17 protein-coding genes are annotated in these 25,647 nt (G+C 69.1%); 10 read left to right on the plus strand and 7 right to left on the minus strand.

The genetic code is table 11. From position 1 onward, the window contains the following. Window positions 1–14 precede the first annotated feature (14 nt). From GO608_RS16215 to GO608_RS16225, 3 genes are read right to left on the minus strand one after another with little or no spacing between them, the layout of a single operon-like run. Window positions 15–830, minus strand: coding sequence for an endonuclease/exonuclease/phosphatase family protein (locus tag GO608_RS16215; protein ID WP_169198640.1), 816 nt, complete (start codon window positions 828–830; stop codon window positions 15–17). Beyond that, window positions 802–3,030 carry a VTT domain-containing protein gene (locus tag GO608_RS16220; protein WP_247003372.1) on the minus strand — a complete coding sequence of 743 codons (2,229 nt, stop codon included), beginning with the start codon at window positions 3,028–3,030 and terminating at the stop codon, window positions 802–804. The genes GO608_RS16215 and GO608_RS16220 overlap by 29 nt, the downstream gene beginning before the upstream one ends. A gap of 20 nt (window positions 3,031–3,050) precedes the next feature. After that, a complete protein-coding gene (locus tag GO608_RS16225; RefSeq protein WP_169198642.1) occupies window positions 3,051–3,626 on the minus strand; it encodes a ferritin-like domain-containing protein in 576 nt (191 codons plus the stop codon). Window positions 3,627–3,926: 300 nt separating this feature from the next. Here GO608_RS16225 and GO608_RS16230 point away from each other — a divergent pair, with 300 nt between their 5' ends. Continuing rightward, a complete protein-coding gene (locus GO608_RS16230) occupies window positions 3,927–5,108 on the plus strand; it encodes a glycosyltransferase family 4 protein (protein WP_247003222.1) in 1,182 nt (393 codons plus the stop codon). Window positions 5,109–5,145: 37 nt separating this feature from the next. After that, window positions 5,146–5,634, plus strand: a complete 489-nt coding sequence (locus GO608_RS16235) for a phosphatase PAP2 family protein (protein ID WP_247003224.1) — start codon at window positions 5,146–5,148, stop codon at window positions 5,632–5,634. Here the strand turns inward: GO608_RS16235 and GO608_RS16240 are convergent. The 4 genes from GO608_RS16240 to GO608_RS16255 are packed head-to-tail and all read right to left on the minus strand — an operon-like array spanning window position 5,618 to window position 9,609. Next, window positions 5,618–6,403 (minus strand): DUF2334 domain-containing protein, encoded by a 786-nt coding sequence (locus tag GO608_RS16240; RefSeq protein ID WP_247003226.1) that lies wholly within the window; start codon window positions 6,401–6,403, stop codon window positions 5,618–5,620. The genes GO608_RS16235 and GO608_RS16240 overlap by 17 nt on opposite strands. Further along, window positions 6,400–7,521, minus strand: coding sequence for a glycosyltransferase (locus GO608_RS16245; protein ID WP_169198645.1), 1,122 nt, complete (start codon window positions 7,519–7,521; stop codon window positions 6,400–6,402). The genes GO608_RS16240 and GO608_RS16245 overlap by 4 nt, the downstream gene beginning before the upstream one ends. Before the next feature lie 55 nt (window positions 7,522–7,576). Beyond that, window positions 7,577–8,152 (minus strand): hypothetical protein, encoded by a 576-nt coding sequence (locus tag GO608_RS16250; RefSeq protein ID WP_169198646.1) that lies wholly within the window; start codon window positions 8,150–8,152, stop codon window positions 7,577–7,579. Between the two features lie 14 nt (window positions 8,153–8,166). Next, window positions 8,167–9,609, minus strand: coding sequence for an RNA polymerase factor sigma-54 (locus GO608_RS16255; RefSeq protein WP_169198647.1), 1,443 nt, complete (start codon window positions 9,607–9,609; stop codon window positions 8,167–8,169). A 426-nt stretch (window positions 9,610–10,035) separates the two neighbouring features. Here GO608_RS16255 and GO608_RS16260 point away from each other — a divergent pair, with 426 nt between their 5' ends. The 8 genes from GO608_RS16260 to glgA all read left to right on the plus strand — a co-directional run bounded on the left by GO608_RS16260 (window position 10,036) and on the right by glgA (window position 25,611). After that, window positions 10,036–10,734, plus strand: coding sequence for a DUF4142 domain-containing protein (locus GO608_RS16260; RefSeq protein WP_247003228.1), 699 nt, complete (start codon window positions 10,036–10,038; stop codon window positions 10,732–10,734). A gap of 135 nt (window positions 10,735–10,869) precedes the next feature. Next, on the plus strand, window positions 10,870–11,991 hold the full coding sequence (locus GO608_RS16265; protein WP_169198649.1) for a mechanosensitive ion channel family protein: 1,122 nt from the start codon (window positions 10,870–10,872) through the stop codon (window positions 11,989–11,991). A gap of 88 nt (window positions 11,992–12,079) precedes the next feature. Beyond that, a complete protein-coding gene (gene glgX / locus GO608_RS16270) occupies window positions 12,080–14,359 on the plus strand; it encodes a glycogen debranching protein GlgX (protein WP_169198650.1) in 2,280 nt (759 codons plus the stop codon). Continuing rightward, window positions 14,343–15,488 carry a DNA topoisomerase IB gene (locus tag GO608_RS16275; protein ID WP_169198651.1) on the plus strand — a complete coding sequence of 382 codons (1,146 nt, stop codon included), beginning with the start codon at window positions 14,343–14,345 and terminating at the stop codon, window positions 15,486–15,488. Before glgX ends, GO608_RS16275 begins: the two co-directional genes overlap by 17 nt. A gap of 3 nt (window positions 15,489–15,491) precedes the next feature. Beyond that, on the plus strand, window positions 15,492–16,706 hold the full coding sequence (locus tag GO608_RS16280; RefSeq protein WP_169198652.1) for a glucose-1-phosphate adenylyltransferase: 1,215 nt from the start codon (window positions 15,492–15,494) through the stop codon (window positions 16,704–16,706). After that, window positions 16,703–18,667 (plus strand): malto-oligosyltrehalose trehalohydrolase, encoded by a 1,965-nt coding sequence (gene treZ, locus GO608_RS16285; protein ID WP_169198653.1) that lies wholly within the window; start codon window positions 16,703–16,705, stop codon window positions 18,665–18,667. Before GO608_RS16280 ends, treZ begins: the two co-directional genes overlap by 4 nt. Window positions 18,668–18,721: 54 nt before the next feature. Then, a complete protein-coding gene (locus GO608_RS16290; RefSeq protein ID WP_169198654.1) occupies window positions 18,722–24,130 on the plus strand; it encodes a malto-oligosyltrehalose synthase in 5,409 nt (1,802 codons plus the stop codon). Then, the gene (glgA, locus tag GO608_RS16295; protein WP_169198655.1) at window positions 24,127–25,611 is read left to right on the plus strand and encodes a glycogen synthase GlgA; all 1,485 of its coding nucleotides are present in this window, start codon (window positions 24,127–24,129) and stop codon (window positions 25,609–25,611) included. The genes GO608_RS16290 and glgA overlap by 4 nt, the downstream gene beginning before the upstream one ends. The last annotated feature ends 36 nt before the right edge of the window (window positions 25,612–25,647 follow it).

The raw sequence follows: 25,647 nt of genomic DNA on the forward strand, positions 1-25,647 counted from the left end.
TTTGCGTTCAAGTTTCATGCCGGCATCGCACTTGCCGCATCGCGCACGCGGACGTGCGGGATCACGGGACGCCTGCCGGTGGCGATGATCGCCTTCACGGGGAGGTGGTCGGAGGCCTTGCGCGAAGTGGGCGAACGGTGCGTCTCGAACGCCAGTAGGTTGTGGCGCGGCCGCACCCACACGCGATCGAGCGCGAACATCGGCAGCCACACCGGGAACGAGCGCTCCGCCGGCGCGTGGCCGAGGATGCCGTGCAGCCAGCGCAATGGACGGCCGAGCGGCAGCCATTCGTTGATGTCGCCGAGCACGACGACGATCTGGTCCATCGGCAGATGATGCAGCAGCTTCAGCATCTTCTGCACCTGGAAGCGACGTTCCGCGGGCCGCAGGCCGAGATGCGTGACGATGACGCGCACGACCTCCCCTTCGACGTCGAGGTCGACTTCGAGCGCGCCGCGCGGCTCGCGCCGGTTGAAGCTCAGATCGTGCTGGCGCACGCCGAGCACCGGCCGCCGCGTCAGCAGCGCGTTGCCGAACACGCCTTCGTGCCGCACGATCGTATGGCCGGGGATCGCGGTCATCGACGCGGCGTGCGCGAGAAAGTCCAGCTGCATCGAATCGTGGCCGCGGTCGGGCCGGTTATCGACTTCCTGCAGCCCGACGGTGTCGCAGTTCAGCTCGGCGATGACACGTGCGACGCGCGACGCGTCCTCGCGCCGATCGCTGCCGATGCAGCGATGGATGTTGTACGTCGAGATCCTCAGACAGTCGCTGCCGAGGGCCTCGTCGAGATTGCGCCAGCTAGCGAGGCCGGTTGCCTGTGTCGCCATGCGGTACGGTCTCCCTGTGCTGGCTCACCAGCCAGCGGCGGACTGCCAGCGTCAGCAGGCTCACGCCGACGACGGCAGCGGCGAGCACGGTGTAGTTGATCTGCGCCGGGTCGTTCAGCGCGGCTTCGAGTTGGTCGCCGAAAATCGTCGTCGCCAGCGTGCCGGGCAGCATGCCGATCAGCGTGCCGAGCATGAAGTGCCACAGGCGGATGCCGATCGCTGCAGCGACGAGGCCTTCGACTGCGAAAGGCGCCAGCGGCACGAGCCGCAGCGCGGTCACCGCCAGCAGGCTGCGGCGACGCAGTGTCTCGGTGACACGGCGCAGCGGGCGACCGGCGAAGCTATGCACGGTGTGGCGCGGCAGATACATACCGGCGACGTAAGTCAGCAGCGCCGCGACCAGGATGCCCGACAGCGCGTAGGCGAAGCCGAGGAAAGGACCGAACGCGACCACCGCCGCGAGCGTGATCAGCGGTCGCGGGAACATCACGATGCACGCCGGCGTATAGGCAGCGAGGATCACCAGCGGCGCCCACGGGCGGCCGGCGAATTCCTCCGCCCAGGCGGTGATGCGCGAGGCGTCGACCCACGCCGCCAGCGGGGTGTAGTGCCACATCGCGGTGAGCGCCCCGACCACCGCGAAGAACAGCCCGACTTTCAGCGCAACGCGCTTGACGAACTTGCGCCGATCGCGCGGCGCGACCTCTTCCTCGACTGCGACTTCCGGACTGAACTCCTCGATCAGGCGGTCGAGCGAAACCGGCGCCGCCGGGTCGCCCACGCTCGCCAGTTCGATGACGGTCTCGGACCACTCCGGTAGGCGTTCGATCGGCTTGAGCGTGCGAGTGCGGCCCGCGAGGGCGTCGATTGCACCGCGCAGCGTTCCCTGCTGGCGGAACGCGTCCTCGACCTGCTGGGGCGCGACGTCGAGGTGTTCGGCGAGCAGCTCGTTGCGAAACGCGTGGATCGTCGCAGCCACCTGCGGGTCGCCGCGCGCTTCGAGGGCCGCATCGCATTCGGTGTCCATCCCCATCGAGCGGTTGCACAGGTTCGCCGAGCCGATGCGCAGGATCTCGTCGTCGACGATCATCAGCTTCGAATGAAGGTCGATGCAGATGTTTTCGTCGAGGCCGTCGATGTGAGGGTAGAGGATGTGGAACTTGCCGTAATGGTCTGCGGCGCGCAGGCGCTGGATGAGGCGCGTGCGCAACACGTGCATCGTGTGCTCCTCGAGCCAGCCGTGGCTGAACAGGCGGACGACGACGACGATCTCCGGCCCGTCCGGTTCCGCGAGCCGCGCCGCGAGCGCCTCGCCGATGCGGTACGCGGTGAAGTACTGGTTCTCGATGTAGATCAGCCCGCGGGCGGCGGCGATCGTGTCGAGGTACAACGCCTCGACTTCGTGAATGCCGGCCTGCAGCGTCGTTTCGGGCAACGTGCGCGCGAGCGCGACATCGATGTCGGTGAAATCGATGTCCAGCGACGCTGGCCAGCGCGACGAGTTAGCCCCCGGGGGTGCCGGAGGCGGCAGCGCGTGGCCCGTTGCGCCCAGCCAGCGTGCGCGTGCGATGCCGGCGAGCGCGAGCGCTGCCGGGCCATCGACGGCCATCATCAGGTCGTGGAACGGGGGGTAGCGCGCCGTGCCGCACAGGCGGTGCGGCTCGTCCGGGCTGTGGGCGGGGGTGTCCCAGCGTCGTTCGGTCAGGTCGAAACCGCCGATGAAAGCCAGCGCATCGTCGATGACGACGATTTTCTGGTGGTGCGAGCCACTGACCGGATGCGTGTTGTCGTAGGCAAGGTGCACTTGGTGGTGCGCGCGCCAGCCGAAACCGTAAGTCGGGGGCAGTTCACGATCCACGCCGAATACCAGCGGGTAGTCCCAGTCGAGGATATGGACGTGCAGGTCGCGCCGGCGCCGCGTGAGCCAGTTCAGGAAGTCGCCGAGGCGGGCCGGAGGGCCGTCGCGGGTCTCGGGGTCGAAGTGCAGGCGGGTGTTGCTGCTGAAGTCCCACGCCAGGATCAGGATCGAGCGCGTTGCGCGCTCGGCCGCGGCTGCGAAGGCCTTGAAGTACGCCTCGCCATCAACGAGCAGCCCGACCCGGGCTGCACGCGCGACGGTAAAACAGTTGACGCCGGGCCGGAACAGGCTATCCCCGGGATCCCGGTGTTTCCGGCTTTCATTCAACGCCGGCGCGTCCACCGGTTGCAAGACGCCCTCCCTCAACCCGGACGCCGGCCGATCTGCTCGATCAGCGACTGCATGTCGTCGGCATGTTCCTCCTCGACGGCGAGGATGTCCTCGAGCAGGCGCCTTGTCGTCGGGTCAGTCGCCCCGATGTACTGCACCGCTTCGCGATAGCTGTCGATCGCGATCCGCTCGGCGACGAGGTCTTCCTTGATCATGTCGATCAACGACGCGCCTTCGATGTATTCGGCGTGGCTGCGGGCAGTGAGCGTATCGGGCGAGAAGTCCGGTTCCCCACCGAGCTGGGTAATCCGCTCGGCTATGCGATCCGCATGCTCCTCTTCCTCGTGCGCGTGCTCGAGGAACTCTTCCGCGACGCTTGCCGATGTCAGGCCTTTCGCCGTGTAGTAATGACGTTTGTAACGCAGGATGCACACAATCTCGGTCGCGAGCGCTTCGTTGAGCAGCCGCAGGATCGTGTCCCGGTCGCCAGCGTAGTTTTCGGTCAGCGCGCCTTCCTCGATGTGCCGTCGCGCGCGTTCGCGCAGCGTCTTCACATCGGACAGCATCGCCGGGGCGGGGGAGGTCTGCGGGTCGGGCTGGCTGGGCATGTAGGGCTCCTGTCGATTGTGGGAATGAAACGGAGCGAGGGCACCCGGCACCGAACACGACTCCCGGCTTCCAGCGGATCAGTCTGCGATCGGCGTCCCGGGGGAAGGACGGCGAACGCTTGCGTCGCTGGACGACCTCGCCAGACTCGTCGTCTTCGTTCCGGGGCCCTCGCGACGCTCCATGCGAACAGCGTGCCCGGGCCCGGGCGGCTCGGCTCCGGGCATGAGGCTTGCCCGCGTTCGAACGCTTCCGCCCCGACGAATGGCGGAAACGCCGCGCCGCAGTCGAGGAGAATGCGAATGAAAACAGCACTGTCGATCGCGCTGGTCACCGAAACCTATCCCCCGGAGCTCAACGGCGTGGCGTTAACCGTCGAACGAGCGTTGCGTCACCTGCTCGAACGCGGCCATCGCGTCGGGCTAGTGCGCCCGCGGCAGGCAGCCGATCGCGTCGGCATGCCGGCGGCGACGGCTGGGGCCGATACGCTGTGCGTGCGCGGACTGCCGCTGCCACGCTATCCGGGCCTGCAACTGGGGCTGCCGGCGCCGCTGCGCCTGCTGCGGCACTGGCGGCAGACTCGGCCGGATGTCGTGCATATCGTCACTGAAGGCCCGCTCGGGTGGTCCGCGCTGTTTGCAGCGCGCCAACTCGGCATTCCGGTGACGAGCGACTACCGCACGCATTTCCAGAAATACAGCGGCTATTACCGCCTCGGGCATCTCGCGCAACTGATCGACGCCACGCTGCGCAGCTTTCACAACCGCACCGACCTGACTTTCGTCGCAACCGCGGCGCTGGCCGACGAGCTGTGTGGCTGCGGCTACCGCCATCTCGCGTGTGTCGGCCGCGGTGTCGACACCGACCTTTTTTCCCCGCGCCGCCGCAGCGCCGCGCTGCGCGCGAGCTGGGGCGTCGGGCCCGGGCAGCTGGCGGTGCTCCATGTCGGCCGCCTTGCGCCCGAGAAGAATCCTGCTGTCGTGCTCGATGCGTTTCGCGCCGTGCGGCAGGCGCATCCCGGCGCACGGCTCGTGTGGGTCGGCGAAGGCCCGCTGCGCCGACAGCTCGAGCGTGATGCAGCCGATCAGGTTTTCACCGGCGTGCAGCGGGACGTGGCCCTCGCCGAGCATTTCGCTTCGGCCGACCTGTTCCTGTTCCCGAGCCTGACCGAGACGTTCGGCAACGTTACGCTCGAAGCGATGGCGAGCGGTCTGCCGATCGTCGCCTACGACCTCGGGGCCGCGCGCGAACACCTCGTCGACGGGGTGTGCGCGCGCGTGCTGCCGCCCGCCGGCAGTGAAGGCTTCATCGAAGCGGCCTGCGCGCTGGCGGCGGACGGCGACACGCGCAGGGCGTTCGGCGCCGCGGCCCGGCAGGTCGCCGAGCAAATCGCGTGGCCTCGCATCCTCGACCGCTTCGAAGCTCACCTTGCCGCACAGGCCACCCGCAATGTTCCCACCGGCGACGTCGCAACGGTGGCCTGAGCGGCTCGATCGACTGCTGGCGCTGGACTGCGCCTGCGTGGTCGCCCTCAATCGCGTGCTGGCGCGCGAACGCTGCACGCAGTGCGCGCGGTGGATCAGCCGGCTCGGCGACGGCGAGTCGTGGGTCGTGCTGGTTGTCGCGCTGGCGGTGCTGCAGGGGCCCCTCGGCGCGCGCTGCGCATTGCACTTGATCGCGGTAGGTGCCGCGGGACTGACGCTGTACCTGCTGATCAAGCGCCGCGCGTGCCGCCCGCGGCCCTACGTCCGGCTGCAGGGGCTGCGCCTGTGCGCGCCGCCGCTCGACGAATTCAGCTTCCCGTCCGGCCACACGCTCCATGCCGTCGCGTTCGCGATCGTCGTGTCGGCCTACTTTCCTGCGCTGGGTCTGGTGCTGGTGCTCTTTGCGGTGCTGACCGGGGTTGTGCGCGTCGTGCTCGGCCTGCATTACCCGAGCGACGTGCTTGCCGGCGTCGCCGTCGGAGGCGCTGTCGCGGCGCTGTCGCTGGCGTTCATGCCGCCGCTGTGAAAGGCGCCGATGCCAGCGCGGTCCGGAGCGCGAACGCGAACCCGATTTTCGTCATCGCGACGCGTTCCTGCAGCAGCTTTTCGAGGAGCCGCTGCGCCTGATGCACGACGGTCGGATGGAGCGCGTCGTCCGGGTGCAGCGCGAGGCGCACGAGCGGGGCCTCGCGGTGCGTCAGGCACGCGTTCCGCGCCAGCGACAGCCCTAGGCGCCAGCGGCTGCGCGTGCTGTAGACGATGCACGGTGCGGGCACTGCGCGCCACGGGTGCAACAGGTGGAAGTGTCCGTGCGTCGTCGTGTAGGTGAAGGCCGATTGGTCGAGCGCCTGCCAGGCGTCGGGGCCGAGCAGCCATGCCGGCGCGATGAAGCCGTACAGCGGCCAGCCGGCATCGCGGAACCAGGCCTCGCCAACGCGCAGCCGAGCAGCTGCCTCCTCGTGGGCCAGGGCGGCGAATTCCCCTTCCCCGCAGGTCAGGACGCGCCGGTGCAGCCAGTCGCGCAGCGAGGTCGGCGCGGGCGCGTCGTCGAGATGGAAAAGACCGTGCAGTGTCAGTTCGTCGCCGGCTTCGAGCTGCGCGGCGAGAGCGGCGCGATACCACGGCGCCAACCCGTCGCCGCGCCGATGGTAGTCCGGCACGACCAGCAGGGTACGCGGCACCGGGGCGACTTTCGCGAGCGCCGCGAGCAGTGTCTCGCAGCGGCTCCAAGTCGCCGGCGCGACGTCGTGGAGCGAAACGCAGACGGCCGGGCGGACAGGCGCGAAGTCGCTCAACACGCCAGCGCCCGCGTCGCTCCGCCGCACAGCGCCGCGTAGCGTGCGACGATTTCAGGCATCACGCGCTGCCAGTCGTGGTGCCGTGCGCGGCGGCGCGCGGCGAGGTGCAGCGGAGCGGGGTCGCGCGCGAGAACGGCGCTAATCGCGTCGGCGATCGCGACGCCGCGCGGCGTATGGGGCAGCGTGTGGGGCGGCACGGTTGCGCCGACCTCGTCATCGACGAGTTCCGCCAGCGCAGCGGCGCGCACGGCCACCACCGGGACGCCGCACGCCATCGCTTCGAGTGCGGCGAGGCCGAACGTTTCCTGGTCGCCGGCGTGGACGAACACGTCGCAGGTTGCGATCAGGCTGGCGAGCCGCAGCGCGTCGCCGATGAACGGCACGACGCGCACGTCGGACCGCGCAGCCGCCGGCCCGCTGCCGACGAGCACCAGCACGTGCCCCGGTCCGAGCCGGTCGAGGGCGGCATACAGGTCGGGCAGGTTCTTTTCGGGGGCGAATCGGCCGACGAAAACCATCACCCTGTCGCCGGGTTGCACTCCAAGGCACGTGCGCCACGCTTCGTCGCGGCGCTCGGGGCGGAAGACCGCGGTGTCGACGCCGAGCGGCTGCTGATGGACGCGTCCGATGCCGAGCGCCCGCAGCCTCTCGACCATGCACGCGCTCGGCGCGAGAACTGCGTCGAACTGCGAGTACAGTCGGCGCACATACCTTTCCGCGAGCCGCTCGGCGGGGGCGCCGCCGAGCTTGCGCGCGAGGCGCGGCAGGTCCGAATGATAGAAGCCTGTAACCGGCACCCCGAGCGCCTGGCCTGCGTCGAGCGCCGCCCATGCGAGATGGTAGGGATCGCCGGCCTCGATGACGTCCGGGCGCAGCGCGACCAGCGCGCGCACTGCAGGTTGCGTGGCGATCGGCAGGCGATAGCCGTGCGAGAACGGCAGCGGCACGCTCGGGACTTCCGTGACGGACGCGTCGCCCGCTGCGGCTCCGCTCGGCAGCACCAGCGAATGGCGGTAAGGCGGGCGGGCCTGCAACCAGCGTCGTTTTTCCTGCAGGTAGCGGCGGATGCCGCCGCTTTGCGGGGCATAAAACATCGTCACGTCGCAAACGTGCATCGCCGTGCTCCGGGTTCGGCGGGCCGGCGGAAATCGAAATCGCCGCCGCTGTCGCTCACGCTCCGGTTGGCGCGCCCGACGGCGTCGCACGATACAGGATTTCGACCGGGTGGCGCGGATCGTAGTCCTGCCAGTCGCCTTCCGCCCATGTCCCGGTCGCGCGTTCGATCTGCCGCGCGCCGCAGTCGGTGAGAACCGACACCGCGACGGCTTCGCTGCCGGGGCGGTCGACGCGCACGCACAGCACCGGTCCGGCCGGCGGCTCGGCCGGGTGCTCGACGCTGGCCTGTTCGGGATGCGCAGAGTGGGTGCGGCCCAGTGCACCCGCCAGCGAACCGACGTAGGCGCCGACGCCGGCACCCGCGAGCGCGCCGATCGGTCCGCCGATGCTGCCGAGGGCCAGCCCCGCAGCGCCGCCGATCAGTGCGGTGGTCGCTGCGCCTTTGCCGGCCTCGCTCGCGCCCTCGTCGCTGGCGGAGTCCCCGCCGAAGCGTCGCAGGCCGTGCTGGCCCGGCGGATTCAGGTAGTACGAGGAATATTCGTCGGCGGCGAAGTCCCGCGCGGCGATCGCTGCGCGGGCGTGTTCGAGCTGTTCGGCCTGCTCAAAGTGACCAACGATGATCGACGACATCGACGTTCTCCGTTTCAGGCATTGCCAAGCACACCGACCGGCATCACCGGCCGCTGCGCGACGCGCCGCAATTCGACGCTCGGCACGCGCATCAGCGTGCGGTACTTCGTCACCGTGCGCCGCGCGAGTCGCAGCCCCTGCTCGGCCAGAAGCCGCGCGAGCTGGGCGTCCGACAGCGGGTGCAGGGGATCTTCGGCGGCGATCAGCTCCTTGAGCAGCGCGCGGATCGCCATCGCCGAGCACGTGCCGCCATCGTCCGTGGCGAGCTGACGCGAAAAGAAATACTTGAACTCGAACAGACCGCGCGGCGTAGCCATGTACTTGCCGTTGGTCACGCGGCAGACCGTCGATTCGTGCAGCTTCAGCTCGCTTGCGATGTCCTTCAGCGCGAGCGGCTTCATCGCGACTTCACCGTAGCTGAAGAACACGCGCTGGTGCGCGACGATCGCGTTCGCGACGCGCTGGATCGTGCTGAAACGCTGCTCGACGTTGCGCAACAGCCAGCGCGCCTCTTGCAGCAAGCGGTGGAACGACGCATCGCCCGAACTGCGGCCGGCCGCGATCTCGGCATACGCACGATTCAGCCGCACGTTCGGCTGAACCGCCGGGTTGAGCGTCGCGACCCAACGCCCGCGAACCTGCCTGACGATGATGTCGGGCACGACGTAGCGCGTGTTGTCGGGCGCGAACGTGCGCCCCGGGCGCGGATCGAGGGTGCGGATCAGGGCGCGCGCGGTATGCAGCGCGGTCTCGTTACAGCCGAGGAGCTGCTGCAGGCGGGGAAATTCCCGGTGCGCGAGCAGCTCGAGGTGGTCGGTGACGATCGCCAGCGCGAGGTCGCGTCCGACCGTTTCCGGGTCGAGCGCCTGCAGTTGCAGCAGCAGGCACTCCTGCAGCGATCGTGCGCCGATGCCGGCCGGTTCCAGCTGCTGCACGTAGCGCAGTGCAGCGCCGAGCTCGCGCACATCGACGTGTTCCTCGGGGAGGATCATCTCCGCAAGCTCTTCGAGCGGCGTTTCCAGGTAGCCGGCGTCGGTCAGCTCGTCGACGATCATGTGCGCGAGAATGCGATCGCGCTCGCTCATTGGCGACAGGAGCAGCTGGGTGCGCAGGTTCTCGCGCAGGCTCACCGGCGCTTCGGTCCATTCGGTCCAGTCGTTTTCGTCTCCGTGCGACTGCGTCTGCCGCCGCTCGTCATAGGCCGGCGCGGGGAGGGGCTCCTCCGGTTCCCGCTCCGCCCCGTCGCCCTCGACCGGCGACGCGGGCGTGGTTTCGCGCGATTCCATCGGCATTGACGGAGCTTCGTTTTCGTCCTCGAGGAAGGGATTCGTCGAAACGGCCTGCTCGACCTCCTGGGCGAATTCCAGTGACGAGAGCTGAAGAAGACGAAGCGCCTGCTGGATCTGGGGCGTTATCGCCAGGTGCTGGCGTAAACGAAGTTCCATTCCGAGACTCATGGCATCTCCTGCTGGCTGGGGAAAAATTGCACCTCCCTTTTACGTCGGGCGCTCGTCGTCTCGCCGCAAAAGCCGTGCCAGACAACGGAGGTTCCGTGATGCCTCGCTCTGGGGCGTCTGTCGCTCCCGGCAATGCCCTTTCACGCACGCACGTTTTACATCTCGGGAGTAAGAATTGCCCCGGCCCGGCGCGCTCCGTCAACCCACTGGCGGGGTTGCTTTCGCGGTGCTGCAACACCGCGCCGCGCAATGCGAAAACCCCCCGAAATGGGTCGCGCTTTCCGTGCCTCCTTAAAAGCGGGCACGCGAAATGCATCATTGCTCACTGCTCGAGCAGGGGGAGCGCCCCGTGCAGGAGCTTTCACGGCCTCATGGCCGCGCACGGAACCCGCGACGGGTGGATCCGGAATAACGACAGGAGGTCCCATGGCAAAAAGTCGAATTCAAGCCCGAGCGAAGATTCTTGCGCTCGCCGCCGGCCTGATAGTGGGCGTGGCCGCCTGTGAGCGGGCGGAGGAAGTTCCACCGCCGAATCCGACCGACACTCCGAACGTTCCGGAGCCCGTGAACCCTGCAACCGTGCCGAGCCCGCCGCCGACGCCGACGCCTCCGCCGGATGGAACAGCCGGCAGCGCGGCAGGAACCGCAGCGGCGCCGGGCGCGCCGACCGCCGGACCGATCGCCGGCGCCGACCGTTCGTTCATTTCCGAAGCGATGTCGCGCGGACTCGCCGAAGTCGAGGCCAGCCGGCTCGCGGCGACGAAAGGGGCCGATCCGAAAGTGAAGGCCTTCGCCGAGAAGCTGCAGAAGGACCATACGGACGCCAACCAGAAGCTGCAGAGCCTTGCCACTAGCAAAGGCATGACGGTGAGCACGACGATCGATCCTGCGGTTCAGGGCAAGCTCGACCAGCTCGAGAAGCTGTCGGGAGCGGAGCTCGACCGCGCGTACCTCGAAAACTTCGGCGCGAGCGCACACAAGGAGACGATCACGCTGTTCGAGCGCCAGGCGCAAGACGCGCAGGACCCGGACCTGAAAGCGTTCGCCGAAGAGACGCTGGGCGTGCTGCGCAGCCATCTCGAACTGGCGCAGCAACTGCAGCCGGCCGGCGCGGCGGCGCAGTGAGAGCGGGGAGCACGTCCCTGTCGGCCTCCGTTCCGACGGGCCGATGAGCTGCACGTGGATCATTGAAGCGCATGGTGGCGGCCGGACGACGCAAAGCAGCCCGATCGCCATGCCAGTCGCTCGGGGGAGGCGGCGATGAGAGACGTCCTGGCGAGCCATCCATGGATCGCCGTGACTTTGCAGATCGTCGGCGCAGCGCTGGCCGGCCTGGCGCTGCACTTCGTGCTGCACTTGGTGGCGCGTCGTGCGGCAGCGCGGTTCGTTCTTGCCGAGCGGATCGTCGCGTATACGCGACGCACGTCGCAGTTCCTGATTCCGTTGTTGCTGATTCATCTTTCGCTCGCCGACGCGCCGCTGCCGGCGGGTTTCCTCATCGGCCTGCGTCAGGCGCTGTCGATCGCGATCATCCTGCTGGTGACGGTGTTCGTCGTGCGGCTCATCGCGGCCGCGGCCGATGTCGTCGCCCTGCGTCACCCGACCACTGTCGCGGACAACCTGCGCGCGCGCAGCGTGCAGACGCAGGTCCGGGTGCTCGCGCGCATCGCGATGTTCATCGTCGGCGTCCTTGGCGTGGGTTCGGTGCTGATGACGTTTCCGAACGTGCGCCAGCTCGGCGCGAGCCTGCTCGCATCGGCAGGCCTCGCCGGCATCGTCGCCGGCTTTGCCGCGCGCCCGGTGCTCGGCAACCTGATCGCAGGCCTGCAGATCGCGCTGACCCAGCCGATCCGCATCGACGACGTGCTGATTGTCGAGAACGAATGGGGGCGCGTCGAGGAAATCACCGAGACGTACGTCGTCGTGCGGATCTGGGACGACCGGCGGCTGATCGTGCCGCTCGAGTATTTCATCCAGCATCCGTTCCAGAACTGGACGCGCCAGACGTCGGATCTCATCGGTTCCGTGTTCCTGTGGGTGGATTTCCGCATGCCGATGCCGCCGCTGCGCGAGGAGCTCCAGCGCATCGTCGAGGCCGCTCCCGAATGGGATCAGCGCGTGTGCGTGCTGCAAGTCACCGATGTGTCAGACCGGGCGATGCAGCTGCGCGTGCTCGTCAGCACCGCCGATGCGGGAAACGGCTGGGAGCTGCGTTGCAAGGTCCGCGAGCAGCTGATCGCATACATGCAGCAGGACTATCCGCAGTACCTGCCCCAGCTGCGCACGGCGCTGCTGCGCGACGCGGAGGCGAGCGAGCCTGCGGCGGCGCGCGTCGGCATGCCGGAAGGCCCCGCAGTGCGCGAGGAGCCGATCACGCCATGAACCGCAGCCTCCATACGGTGCCGCAACACCGACCCGCCCCCCAGTCATCCCAACCGGCAACATCGACCGCGAACAGCGAGGTGGCGCGATGATGGGGGGCCTGATGCACGGCTTTCTCGCTTCGATGAAGGAGGGGCTGCCGTATCCGCTCGGCGCCACCTGGGATGGCGAAGGCGTCAACTTCGCGCTGTTTTCCGCGCATGCGACACGGGTCGAGCTGTGCCTCTTCGACGACAGCGGGCGCATCGAGGTCACGCGCGTCGACCTGCCCGAGTTCACCGACGAGATCTGGCACGGCTACCTTCCCGGCGCCGGGCCGGGACTCGTCTACGGCTACCGCGTGCACGGGCCGTACGTGCCCGAGCAGGGGCACCGCTTCAACCCGCATAAGCTGTTGCTCGACCCGTACGCGCGCGAAGTCGTCGGCCGGCTCAGGTGGGGGTCGGCGCTGTTCTCGTATGAGCTGCGCGGCAAGAAGCCGGGCCACGGCTTCGACAAGCGCGACAGCGCCCCTTTCATGCTCAAGGCGCGCGTCGTCGCACCCGCCCCGGAACTCCCGCTGCCCGAGCGCCCGCGCGTGCCGTGGGAGCGCACGGTTTTCTACGAAGCGCACGTGCGCGGCCTGACGCGGCTCCACCCAGCGGTGCCGCCGCGCCTGCGCGGCAGCTTCGCGGGGATGGGGACGCCGGTGATCATCGAGCACCTGAAGTCGCTCGGCGTGACCTCGGTCGAGCTGCTGCCGATCCACCTGTTCGTCGACGACACGCATCTCACCGAAAAAGGGCTGCGCAACTACTGGGGCTACAACTCGCTCGGCTTCTTCACGCCCGATCCGCGCTATCTCGCCGGACGCGCGATCGTCGAGTTCCGCGACATGGTCGCGCGCCTGCACGACGCCGACCTCGAGGTGATTCTCGACGTCGTCTACAACCACACCGCCGAAGGCAACGAATTGGGCCCGACCTTCTCGTTCAAGGGGCTCGACAACGCGTCGTACTACCGCCTGAACCCGGACGAGCCGTGCTACTACATCAACGACACCGGCACCGGCAACACGGTGAACCTGAACCATCCGCGCGTGCTGCAGATGGTGCTCGACAGTCTGCGCTACTGGGTGCTGCAGATGGGCGTCGACGGCTTTCGCTTCGACCTGGCGACGATCCTCGGCCGCGAGGCGCACGGTTTCGATCCCGGCAGCGGTTTCTTCGATGCCTGCCGCCAGGACCCGGTGCTGAACCGCGTCAAACTGATCGGTGAACCGTGGGACTGCGGCCCCGGCGGTTACCAGGTCGGTGCCTTTCCGCCGGGCTGGGGCGAGTGGAACGACAGTTTCCGCGACGCGGTGCGCTCGTTCTGGAAAGGCGACGAGGGGCGCGCGCCGGAACTGGCGACGCGGCTCGCGGCGTCGGCGGATCGCTTCAACCGTCGTGGCCGGCGGCCGTGGGCGAGCATCAACTTCATCACCGCGCACGACGGCTTCACGCTGCACGACCTGGTTTCGTACAACGACAAGCACAACGAGGCCAACGGCGAGGCCAACAACGACGGCCACGACGACAACCGTTCGTGGAATTGCGGGGCCGAAGGGCCGACCGACGATCCGGACATCATCGCGTTGCGCGAGCGGCAAAAGCGCAACCTCCTCGCCACGCTGCTGTTCGCACACGGCACGCCGATGCTGCTCGCCGGCGACGAGTTCGGCCGCACGCAACGCGGCAACAACAACGCGTACTGCCAAGACAACGACATTAGCTGGGTGAACTGGGCAGATATCGACGCCAATGGCAGGCGACTGCTGGCGTTCGCACGCCACCTGCTAGTGCTGCGCGACGCCCTGCCGGTGCTGCGCCCGGGGCGTTTCTCGACCGGCGAGATGCATCCGACCCATGAGGTGCGCGACGTCGCGTGGCTGACCCCGGCCGGCACCGAACTGGAAGAGAAGGAGTGGGCCGATCCGCAGATGCGCTGCTTCGGCATGCTCGCCGACGGCCGCGCGCAGCACACCGTGGTGCCGCACCCGGGCAGCGACGTCATCGTGCTGCTGATCGTCAACGCCGGGCATGAGACGGTCGAATGGACGCTGCCGCAGGTGCGGGGCGCGGGGCACTGGACGCGCCTCGTGGACACGGGCTCCCCGGACGAGCCGGCGTTTCCCGCGTTCGCGGCCGGCCACCGGGATGCGATCGGCGCCCGCTCGCTGCTGCTGTTCGCGGCGGGGGCGGACAAGCCCTCGGCGATGTTCATCGACGGGTTGCTCGTCGGCCTGACGGCACGCGGCGCGAGGTCACGCCTGCATGTCGACGAGACGGAAGGAGACGGGGAAGGTCGTGGAGAAGGGCAAAGGGGGGGCGATGCCCAACCGGACTGAAGTGCTCCAGGCGAGCTATCTGCGCCGCATTCCGCTCGATGAAGGCGGGTTCCGTTACGTGTGGCCGGACGGCACGGCATATCGCGACGCCGAAGGGCTCGCGCGCATCGCATCGCTCGCGGTGCCGCCGGCCTACACCGATGTGTTCGTCAGCCCCGACGCGGACGACGAACTGCAGGCGTTCGGACGCGACGCGCGCGGCCGCCTGCAGTACCGCTATCACTCCGGCTTCGTGCAGAACAACGCGATGCGCAAGTGGCGCCGGCTGGCGCGTTTCGCCGCGGCGCTGCCGAGGCTGCGTGAAATCACGACTGCCGATTTGCGCCTGTCGGGGATGCCGCGCCGCAAAGTTCTCGCGTTGCTGACGCGGCTGCTGGATCGCGTGTATTTCCGCGTCGGCAGCGAGAGCTACCTACGCCAGTACCGCAGCTACGGGCTGACGACGCTGCGCAAGCGGCACGTGCGCCTCGAAGGCCAGCGCGTCGTTTTCTCGTATCGGGGCAAGCACGGCGTGCACCAGTACCGGGAGCTGCGCGACCGCAGCCTCGCCGCCAACATCGCACGCCTGCTCGCGCTGCCCGGCAGCGCGCTGTTCCAGTACGAGGATGAGCACGGCACGCGGCGCGCGGTGCAGGCGACCGATCTCAACGCGTATCTGCGCGAGGCCATCGGTCCTTTCACCGCGAAGGATTTCCGTACCTGGGGCGGAACGTTGCGGGCAGCGGAATTCCTCGCCGCGGCGGGTCCGGCCGACAGCGACCGCGCGGCGTCGCGCGTGCTCGTCGATTGTGTCAAGGCGGTGGCCGCGGAACTGGGCAACACCGCGGCGGTGACGCGCTCGAGCTACATCTGTCCGGTGATCTTCGACCGCTATCTTGGCGGCGAGGTGCTCGACGATTACGTCCCCGAGGCCGAGGCTGCGGACGACGGCGTATGCGGCCTGTCGCGCAACGAGCTCGCGCTGCGCCGCTTGCTCGAAAGCCGCCTGCGCGCGCCGCGGCGGGCTGCCCGCGCGAGGCCCGCGCCAGGACCATCCGGCTCGGCAGGCCAAGGCGCCGCGGGGCGCGGCTGCTCTCCCATTTCAGTGTCCGCGGTGCTCGTGCCGCGGCAGGTGCTTGCGTGGAGGTGAATCATGATTGCCGGCAAATCAGTGCTTGCGTTCGTCATGGCGGGGGGGGAAGGTAGCCGTCTGCACCCGCTGACTGCGGAGCGGTCGAAACCGTCGGTGCCTTTCAACGGACGCCACCGCATCGTCGATTTCGTGCTGTCGAACCTCGTCAATTCGGAGATCTATTCGATCTACCTGCTGGTGCAGTACAAGTCCCAATCGCTGATCGAACACATCCGGCGTTCATGGGTCATGAGTCCGCTGATTCCGCACCACTATGTCACGGTCGTGCCGCCGCAGATGCAGCACGGGCCGGAGTGGTTCCAGGGGACCGCCGATTCGGTGTACCAGAACCTGCACCTCATCGAGCTGGTGAAGCCGGATCTCGTCGTCGTGTTCGGCGCGGACCACGTCTATCGCATGGATCTGCGCCAGATGATCGAATTCCACGTCGCGACGCAGGCCGACGCGACGGTCGCGGCGCTCCCCGTGCCGCTCGAACTCACGAGCTCGTTCGGCATCATCCGCACCGACAGTGCCAGTCGCATCCGTGATTTCCGCGAGAAGCCCGAAACCGCCGAGCCGATGCCGGGACGGCCGGGTCACGCGCTGGCGTCGATGGGCAACTACGTGTTTTCCGCCGATCTCCTCGTCGACGCGCTGATGCGCGCGCATTCGCGCGGCGGCCACGATTTCGGCAAGAACCTGTTGCCGGCGATGGCCGAGCGCAACCGCGTGATGGCGTACGACTTCACGACGAACCGCATGCGCGGCATCCGCGACTACGAGGAGCCGGCGTACTGGCGCGACGTCGGCACGATCGACGCCTATTACGCGGCCAACTTCGACACGCTCGGCGAATTTCCGAAATTCTGCATGTCGAACCCGCACTGGCCGATCTACGCGAATCCGGACCAGACCGAAGCCGCTCAGGTCCATGACGGCCACATCCGCACCGCGTCGCTCGGCGCCGGGGTCGTGATCCGCCGCGCGGTCATCGAGCGCTCGCTGCTGCGGCGCGAAGTCGTCGTCGAGGAAGGGGCCGAGGTCGTCGATTCGATCATCATGGACCGCTCGGTCATCGGCAAGGGCGCGCGGGTGCGCCGCGCGATCATCGACCAGTACAACTTCGTTCCCCCGGGTATGAAGATCGGCTACGACCTGGAGGCGGATCGCCAGCGTTTCCACATCAGCGAATCCGGCGTCGTCGTCGTCGGCAAGGGGCAGCTCAAGCCATGACTATGCATTACCACGATGCCGGGACCCCCGGCCGGGAAGCACCGGAACTCGAATACGGGGGCGCTCGCGCCGCGGGCCGGCCGTCGCGCCATGGGCCGTCGCACCATATCCACCGCATGCCGTTCGGGCCGGAGCGCATCGACGAGCACGACGAGAGCGTCGGCTACCGATTCCGCCTGTGGGCGCCGGCGACCAAGCACGTCGAGCTGTGCCTTTTCACGCCGTCGGGAGCGAAGCATTACGTGACGTGCGCGAAGTCCGAAGGCTGGCACACGTGCCGCGTCGCCGAGGCGCGGGCGGGCGATCTTTACATGTTCCGGCTCGACGGCCAGCTCGAAGTGCCGGACCCGGCGTCGCGCTTCAACCCGCAGGACGTCCACGGCCCGAGCCTGCTCGTCGACCCGCGGCAGTTCGGGTGGGAGGACGGCGCGTGGCATGGGCGGCCGTGGCACGAGGCGGTGATCTACGAGCTGCACGTCGGCACTTTCACGCCGGAAGGGCGCTACGACGCCGCGGAGCGCAAGCTCGCCGAACTCGCGCGGCTCGGCGTCACCGCGATCGAGCTGATGCCGCTCGCGGATTTCCCCGGCAGCCGCGGCTGGGGCTACGACGGCGTGCTGCCGTTCGCACCGGATGCGGCGTACGGCAGCCCCGACGAGCTGAAGCATTTCGTGCAGAGCGCGCACCGGCTCGGCCTGATGGTGCTGCTCGACGTCGTCTATAACCATTTCGGCCCGGACGGCAATTATCTGCAGGTCTATACGCCGCAGTTCTTCACGACCGAACATGCCACGCCGTGGGGCGGCGCGATCGCGTTCGACGGTGTCGCGAGCGCGACGGTGCGCGAATTCTTCATCCACAACGCGCTGTACTGGCTCGAGGAGTATCGCTTCGACGGCCTGCGACTCGACGCGGTGCAGAGCATCTTCGACGCGTCACCCCGGCACATCCTCGAGGAGCTGTCGATGTGGGTGCGGGCGCGCGCAACCCATCGCCAGCTCCATCTGGTTCTCGAACACGTCGACAACGAGGCGTCGCGGCTCGGCGCGCCGCAGTCGAAAGGCACTTACGACGCGCAGTGGAACGACGACTTCCACCATGCCGCCCATGTGCTGCTGACTGGCGAGCGTGACGGCTATTACGCCGACTACGCGGACCACCCGGTGCGCCACCTCGTGCGCTGCCTCGCCGAAGGTTTCGCCTACCAGGGCGAATTGTCGCCGTTCCACGGCAGGCCCCGCGGTGAACCGAGCGCCGCGCTGCCGCCGACCGCGTTCGTCAATTTCCTGCAGAACCACGACCAGGTCGGCAACCGCGCGTTCGGCGAGAGGCTGGTGACGCTGGCGCCGCCCGACAGGCTGCGCGCCGTCGTCGCGCTGCAGTTGCTCGCTCCTTCGCCGCCGCTGCTGTTCATGGGCGAGGAGGCCGGGGCGACGACGCCTTTTCAGTATTTCTGCGACTACCAGGGAGAGCTCGCGACTGCGGTGCGGGAGGGCCGCAAACGGGAGTTCGCCGGGTTCGAGCATTTTTCCGCGGCCGGCGGCGCCGAGGGCGAGGGCGAGGGCGGGGGCGAGATCCCCGATCCGTGCGCCGAGGCGACGTTCCTCGCGAGCAAGCTCGATTGGAGCGCGCGTGAAAGCGAAGCCGGGCAGCGATGGCTAAGTTTTTATCGGGAGCTGCTCGCATTGCGCCACGAGTTTGTCGTGCCGCGCGTGCCGCAGATCGTCGCCGGCGGCTGCACGACGGCGATGCACGGTGACGAGGCGTTCGAAATCCGCTGGCCATGCGTCGACGGCGCCGCGCTTGTGTTGCGCGCCAATTTTTCCGGCGCTGCGGTGACGTTCGATCGCCTCGAAGTCGTCCCGTTCGCGTCACTCGGGCCGCGCGCGGACGAACCGCGGCAGCTCCCGCCGTGCGCGGTGCAGGCGTACGTAGTGCCGCCGGACGGCGCGGGCACGTAGCGGAAAAGAGGCGCAGGAAGCGACGCGCGGAACCGGCTGCAACAAGGGGGAAAGATGGAAGGCGAAACGGCGAGCGGGAGCGGGAGCGAGAGGGGAAGCGACGCGGACTCGGGCACGGGGCACGACGGCGGCGAGGCGGGCACGGGGCTCGACGCGCTGTGCGTGTATCTCGGCGTCGCGCTCGAGTACGAGGACGCGTGGGGCCGGCGCACGTTGGTGCCGGAGGCGAAGAAGCGCGACATCGTCGCCGCGCTCGGTTATCCGGTCGCCGGCCACGCCGAGGCGCAGGCCTGCCTCGCCGACCTGCGCGCCGCTGCGCGCCGGCGCATCCTGCCACCGCTGCTGGTCGTGCAGGGCGGCACGCCGCCGCTGCGGCTGGCGGCGAACCTGCCGGCGGAATTCATCGGCCGCACGCTGCCGTGGCGCATCGTGCTCGAGGACGGCGGTGAGCGTTCCGGCGTCGTTGTGCCGCGCGCCGCCGCGGCCGACACCGCCTTGCCCGACGTCGCCTCGCCCGACATCGACTCGCCCGACATCGACTCGCCCGTGGTTCCGGACGCTGACGGGAGTGGCGACGACGACAGCCGCCGCCCGGCGCTGCTGGAACTGCCCATCGACGTGCCGCCGGGCCACCACCGGCTGCTGCTCTTCGAGGCTGCGCAGCCGCCGCGCGAACTGGCTACTGCGGCGCTCGCGATCTGCCCCGCGGCCTGTTTCCAGCTGCCTCGCCCGGCCCCGCAGTGCGTCGGCGACCGGCTGTGGGGGCCGGCGGTGCAGGTGTATGCGCTGCGCTCGTCGCGCAACTGGGGGATCGGCGATTTCGGCGACCTGCTGCGCCTCGTCGACCTCGCCGCCGATGCCGGCGCGCACGTCGTCGGCGTCAATCCGCTGCACGCGCTGTTCCCGCACGACCCAGCGCGCGCGAGCCCGTACAGCCCGTCGAGCCGTGAATGGCTCAACGTGCTGTACATCGAGATCGAGACGACGCGCGACTACGGCGAATGCGCCGCCGCGCGCCAGCGCGTCGAAGAGCCTGCGTTCCGCGAGCGCCTCGAAGCGCTGCGGGCGACCGAATTCGTCGACTACGGCGGCGTCGCCGCGGCGAAGTTCGAAGTGCTCGAGATGCTGTACCGCCATTTCCGCAGCGTGCATCTCGAGCGCAACACGCAGCGCGCCGGGCTGTTCCGCGACTTCCAGCGCGAGGGCGGGCGCAGCCTGCGCGCGCACGCGCTGTTCGACGCGCTGCAGGAACGGTTCTTCCGCATCGACCCCGCAGTGTGGGGCTGGACCGTGTGGCCCGAGGCGTACCGCGACATCGATGGCCCGGCGGTCGAAGCGTTCGCCCTCGCCAACGAGGAGCGCGTCGAATTCTTCGAGTACCTGCAATGGCAGGCTGAAGCGCAGCTGCGCCGCGTTGCCGCACGAGCGCAGGCGCGCGGCATGGCGATCGGCCTGTACCGCGACCTGGCAGTGGGGGTCAACGAAGGCGGCTCGGAGACCTGGATGCGGCCGAAGCTGCACGCGCTCGGCGTCCACGCCGGTGCGCCGCCCGACGAGCTCAACCCGGCCGGGCAGGACTGGGGTTTTCCGCCGGTCATCCCGCAGCGCCTCGCGGCCGAGCGCTTCGAACCTTTCCTCGCGGTGCTGCGCGCGAACATGCGCCACGCCGGGGCGCTGCGCATCGATCACGTGATGAGCCTGATGCGCCTGTTCTGGCTGCCGGGCGACGGCCAGCGCGAGGTCGGCGCCTACGTCGCGTACCCGATGGAGGAGCTGCTCGGGCTGCTGTGCCTCGAAAGCCGCCGCCATCGCTGCGTCGTCATCGGCGAGGACCTCGGCATCGTGCCGCAGGAAGTCCGCGACGCGATGGCGCGCCACGCGGTCCTTTCGTACCGTCCGCTGTATTTCGAGCAGGACTGGGACGCCGGCAGCTTCAGGGCGCCGCGGGACTGGCCGGCGCAGGCGGTCGCGGCGGTGTCGACGCACGACCTGCCGACGCTGCGCAGCTACTGGAGCGGCTTCGACCTGCAACTGCGCGACAGGCTCGGCATGTATCGCGAACCGGGCATGCGCGATCGCCAGTTCGAACGCCGCGACGCCGACCGCCGTGCGCTGCTTGCCGCGCTGGCTGCCGAAGCGGTCCTCGGAGAGCGGTCGGGCGAGCGGCAAAACGAAGGGCAGGGTGACGGACTCGGCAGCGACCCGGGGCTCATCGCGGACGACGATCCGCGCCTCGCCGTCGCGGTGCATCGCTTCATCGCACGCACGCCGGCGGCAATCGCGGTGGTGCAGTTCGAGGACGTCCTGGGACAGCTCGAAGGCGTCAATCTGCCGGGGACGAGCGAGTCCGAATACCCCAACTGGCGCCGCAAGCTCGGCGCCGATCTCGCCGACCTCGAAGTCGATCCGCGGTGGCGCGCAGTCAGCGCGGCGATCGACGCGGAACGGCCGTGCCCGCTGCGCGAGTTGAGCGGCGGCCCGCCCGACTTCCACCCGGAAACTGCGACGATCCCGCGCGCGACGTACCGGCTGCAGTTCCACGCCGACTTCGGCTTCGCCGCGGCCGAAGCGGTGCTGCCGTATCTCGCCGAGCTCGGCATCAGCCACGTCTATGCGGCGCCGTTCCTGAAAGCGCGCCCCGGCAGCCGGCACGGCTACGACATCATCGACCACCAGGCGGTGAATCCCGAGATCGGCAGCGAAGCGGACTTCGACCGTTATTGCGCCCGTCTGGCCGAGCTCGGGCTCGGGCAGGTTCTCGACGTCGTGCCGAATCACGTCGGCGTGCTCGGCGCCGACAACGAGTGGTGGCAGGACGTGCTCGAGAACGGTGAAGCGTCCGAATGCGCGGACCACTTCGACATCGACTGGCAGCCGCCTTTCCCGGAGCTGCGCGGCAAAGTGCTGCTGCCGGTGCTCGGCGACCAGTACGGGCTGGTGCTCGAAGCCGGCGAGCTCACGCTCGGTTTCTGCGCCGAGCGCGGCGAATTCAGCGTGCATTACTTCGAGCATCGCTTCCCGGTCGATCCGTGCGACTACCCGTCGATCCTCACGCCGGCCGCGTCGACGCGCGGCGCGCAAAGCGTCGTCGCCGCCGAGCAGGTCGAACTCGAGACGCTGCTCGCGGCGCTGCGCCACCTGCCGCCGCGCGACGTCGCCGACCCGGCGCTGCAGACCGAGCGCCGCCACAACAAGAACCTCTTCAAGCAGCACCTCGCGGCGCTCCACGAGCGCCTCCCGGCGGTGCGCGCGCGTATCGAGGAACGGCTTGCGGCGTTCAACGGGCGCGTCGGCGAACCGGCCAGCTTCGACGCGCTCGACGCGCTGCTCGCGCGCCAGGCGTACCGGCTCGCGTCGTGGCGCGTCGCCGCCGACGACATCAACTACCGCCGCTTCTTCGACATCAACGACCTCGCGGCGCTGCGCATGGAAGTCGAAAGCGTGTTCGAGGCGACGCACGCGCAGATCTTCCGCTGGCTCGCCGAAGGGCGCGTGTCGGGCCTGCGCATCGATCACCCGGATGGGCTCGCCGAGCCGGTCGCGTATTTCGAGCGCCTTCAGGCCCGCCATGCGGCAATCTCGCGTGAGCTGGCGCTCGCCCGCGGCACGCCCCCGGCAGGCCCGGAGCCGGCGCTGTACCTCGTCGTCGAGAAGATCCTCGCCGAGTTCGAGCCGCTGCCGGGCGAGTGGCCGGTGCACGGCGACACCGGCTACCGCTTCGCGAACCTGTGCAACGGGCTGTTCGTCGATTCGGCGCAGGAGTCGCGCTTTTCGCGGATCTACCGCGCCTTCACCGGCGAAGCGCGCAATTTCAGCGAAGTGCTGCACGAAGCGAAGCTGCTGATCATGACGCATTCGCTGCCGGGCGAAGTCAGCGGGCTCGCGGTGCTGCTCCACGACATCGCGCAGCACGACCGGCGCACGCGCGATTTCACGCGCAGCCGGCTGCGCGGCGCGCTGAAGGAGATCGTCGCCGGCTTCCCGGTCTATCGCACGTACATCGGGGCGCGCGGTGTTTCCGACAGCGACCGCCGCTACATCGAGCGCGCCGTCGCGACCGCTGCCGCGCGCACGCGCGCGGGCGATGCGACGGTGCTGCGCTTCGTGCGCGACGTGCTGGTCTCGGCGCCGACCGAAACCGCGGCGGAACTGCGCCTGCTAAAGTTGCGCTTCGTACGGCGTTTCCAGCAGTTCACCGCGCCGGTGATGGCGAAGTCGATGGAAGACACGGCGTTCTACCGCTACAACCGGCTGGTGTCGCTCAACGACGTCGGCGGCGACCCGCACACGTTCGGCATCGCGGTGCAGGATTTCCACGCGGCCAACGAGCGTGTCGCGGCGAGCCACCCGTTCGGCCTGGTGGGCAGCTCGACCCACGACAGCAAGCGCTCGGAGGACGTGCGGGCGCGCATCGACGTGCTGTCCGAAATGCCGGGCGCATGGCGGCTCGCGCTGCGGCGCTGGCGCAAGCTCAACGAGCGCCACAAGCGTCGGGTCAATGACGCGCTCGCGCCGTCGTGCAACGACGAGTACCTGCTGTACCAGACGCTGCTCGGCGTGTGGCCGGCGACGCGGCCGGACGCGCGCAGCCTGGCCGAACTCGCGCGCCGCGTCGATGCGTACATGCTGAAGGCCGTGCGCGAGGCGAAACGGCACACCAGCTGGATGAACCCCGAGCCCGGCTACGAGGCGGCGCTTTCCGGCTTCGTGCGGCGCCTCTTTGCCGGCGGCCTCGACAACCCGTTCGTCGCCGATTTCCTGCCGTTTCACGCGCGCGTGTCGTGCTTCGGCTGCTACAACAGCCTCGCAATGACGCTGCTCAAGCTCACCGCGCCCGGCGTGCCGGACATTTATCAGGGCTGCGAGAGATGGAACTACCGGCTGGTGGACCCCGATAACCGCGTCCCGGTCGATTTCGCCGCCGCGCGCGAACTCCTGCACGGTCTGCAGCAGGAGTGCCCGGACGGCGCGGACGAGGCCACGCGACGCAACGCGCTCGCTGCGATGCTCGACGCCCTGTCCGACGGTCGCGACGACGGCCGCATCAAGCTCTACGTGCTGTGGCGCGCGCTTGCAGCGCGCCGCGAGTTCGAGCAGACGATGCGTTTCGGCCGCTACGTTGCGCTGGAGACGGACGGGCCGGCGGCGCTGCACGTCGTCGCGTTCGCGCGCGTCCTCGGTGACGACATCGTCGTCGTCGTCGCCTCGCGCCTGCTGTTCACGCTGTGCCGCGGTGATGCCGCGCTGCTGCGCGACACGACGATCTGGCAGGACACGTTCGTCGAGCTGCCGGCGTTCTCCGAAGGCCGGCAATGGCGCGACGCGCTGTGCGGGCAGGACGTGCGGCCGCAGTGCGCCGGCAACCGCTGCCATCTCGATGTCGCGCGCCTCTTCGGTGCGCTGCCCCTGGCACTGCTCGTGCCGCAACGCGACCGTGCCGTTGCCGTCCGGGAGGCGGAATGAGCGCCATCAGGAAAGCCGCGCGACTCCGCGTGCTGTTTGTGACGCCCGAGTGCGCCCCGTGGGCCAAGACCGGCGGGCTCGGCGATGTCAGCGCGAGCCTGCCGGCTGCGCTTGCGGCGCTCGGGCTCGACGTGTGCGTGCTGCTGCCGGGCTATCCGTCGGTGCGCCAGGCGGCGCGAAATGCGCGCAAGGTCGCGGACATCCGCTCCGCCCATGGCCTGCCGTCGGCCCGGCTGCTGCGCGGCCGGCTGCCAAGCGGCGTGCCGGCGCTGGTGCTCGACTGTCCGTCGCTGTACCGGCGCGAGGGTGGGCCGTACCAGGACGGCGACGGCGTCGATTACAGCGACAATGCGCTGCGTTTCGGGCTGTTGTCGCACGTCGCCGCACGGCTCGCGAGTGCCGCGAGCCCGCTGGTGTGGCGCGCGGACATCCTGCACTGCAACGACTGGCCCACGGCGCTCGCACCGGCGTACCTGAAGCTCGGCCTGCCCGGAGCGGCACCGAGCCTCGTCGTCGTCCATAACCTCGCGTTCCAGGGGATCTTCCCGCTCGACGTCGCCGAACGGCTCGGACTGCCGCCCGAGAGCCTGAAGTCCGAAGGTGTCGAGTACTGGGGGAAGCTGTCGTTCCTGAAAGCGGGCCTCTACTACGCCGACCGCATCGTCGCCGTCAGCCCGACCTATGCGCACGAGATCCGCACCGAGGCGCACGGCTGCGGCATGCAGGGGCTGGTCGAAACGCGCGCGAACCGCCTTGCCGGCATCCTCAACGGCATCGACATGGACGCCTGGAACCCGCGCACCGATCCGCACCTCGACACGAACTACGACGCGGACACGCTCGAAGACAAGGCGCCGAACAAGCGCGCGCTGCAGGCCGAGCTGGGACTGGCGGCCGACGACGATGCGCTGCTGCTCGGCATGGTCAGCCGCCTGACCGACCAGAAAGGCATCGACCTGGTGCTCGATGCGCTGCCGGAATTGCTCGCGCGGCCGGTGCAGCTCGCGCTGCTCGGAGGAGGCGATGCGCGCTTCGAGCAGGCGTGGCGCGAACGCGCGGCCGCAACGCCGGAGCGTATCGCGGCGGTGATCGGCTTCGACGAGCGGCTCGCGCACCGCATCGAGGCCGGCGCCGATGCGTTCGTGATGCCGTCGCGCTTCGAGCCGTGCGGGCTGAACCAGATGTACAGCCAGCGCTACGGCACGCCGCCGATCGTGCGCGCGACGGGAGGTCTCGTCGATTCGGTCGGCGACTTCAGCGTCGATGGCCTGCATCGCGGCGAAGCATCGGGGTTCCTGTTCGCGGATGCAACGCCGGCGGCGCTCGTCGAAGCGGTCGACCGTGCGCTGAAAGTGTTCGCCGACCGGGTGGCGTGGCGCACGCTGTGCCGCAACGGCATGGCGCGCGACTTCAGCTGGGGGGGCAGCGCCGGCCGATACGCGCGGCTTTACGTGGCGATGCGAGCAGTGGCGGCAGCCTGAGCCGCGCCGCCCACGCGGCTTCACGCGGCGGCCGGA

Source organism: Aromatoleum buckelii (assembly GCF_012910785.2).
GTDB lineage: Bacteria > Pseudomonadota > Gammaproteobacteria > Burkholderiales > Rhodocyclaceae > Aromatoleum > Aromatoleum buckelii.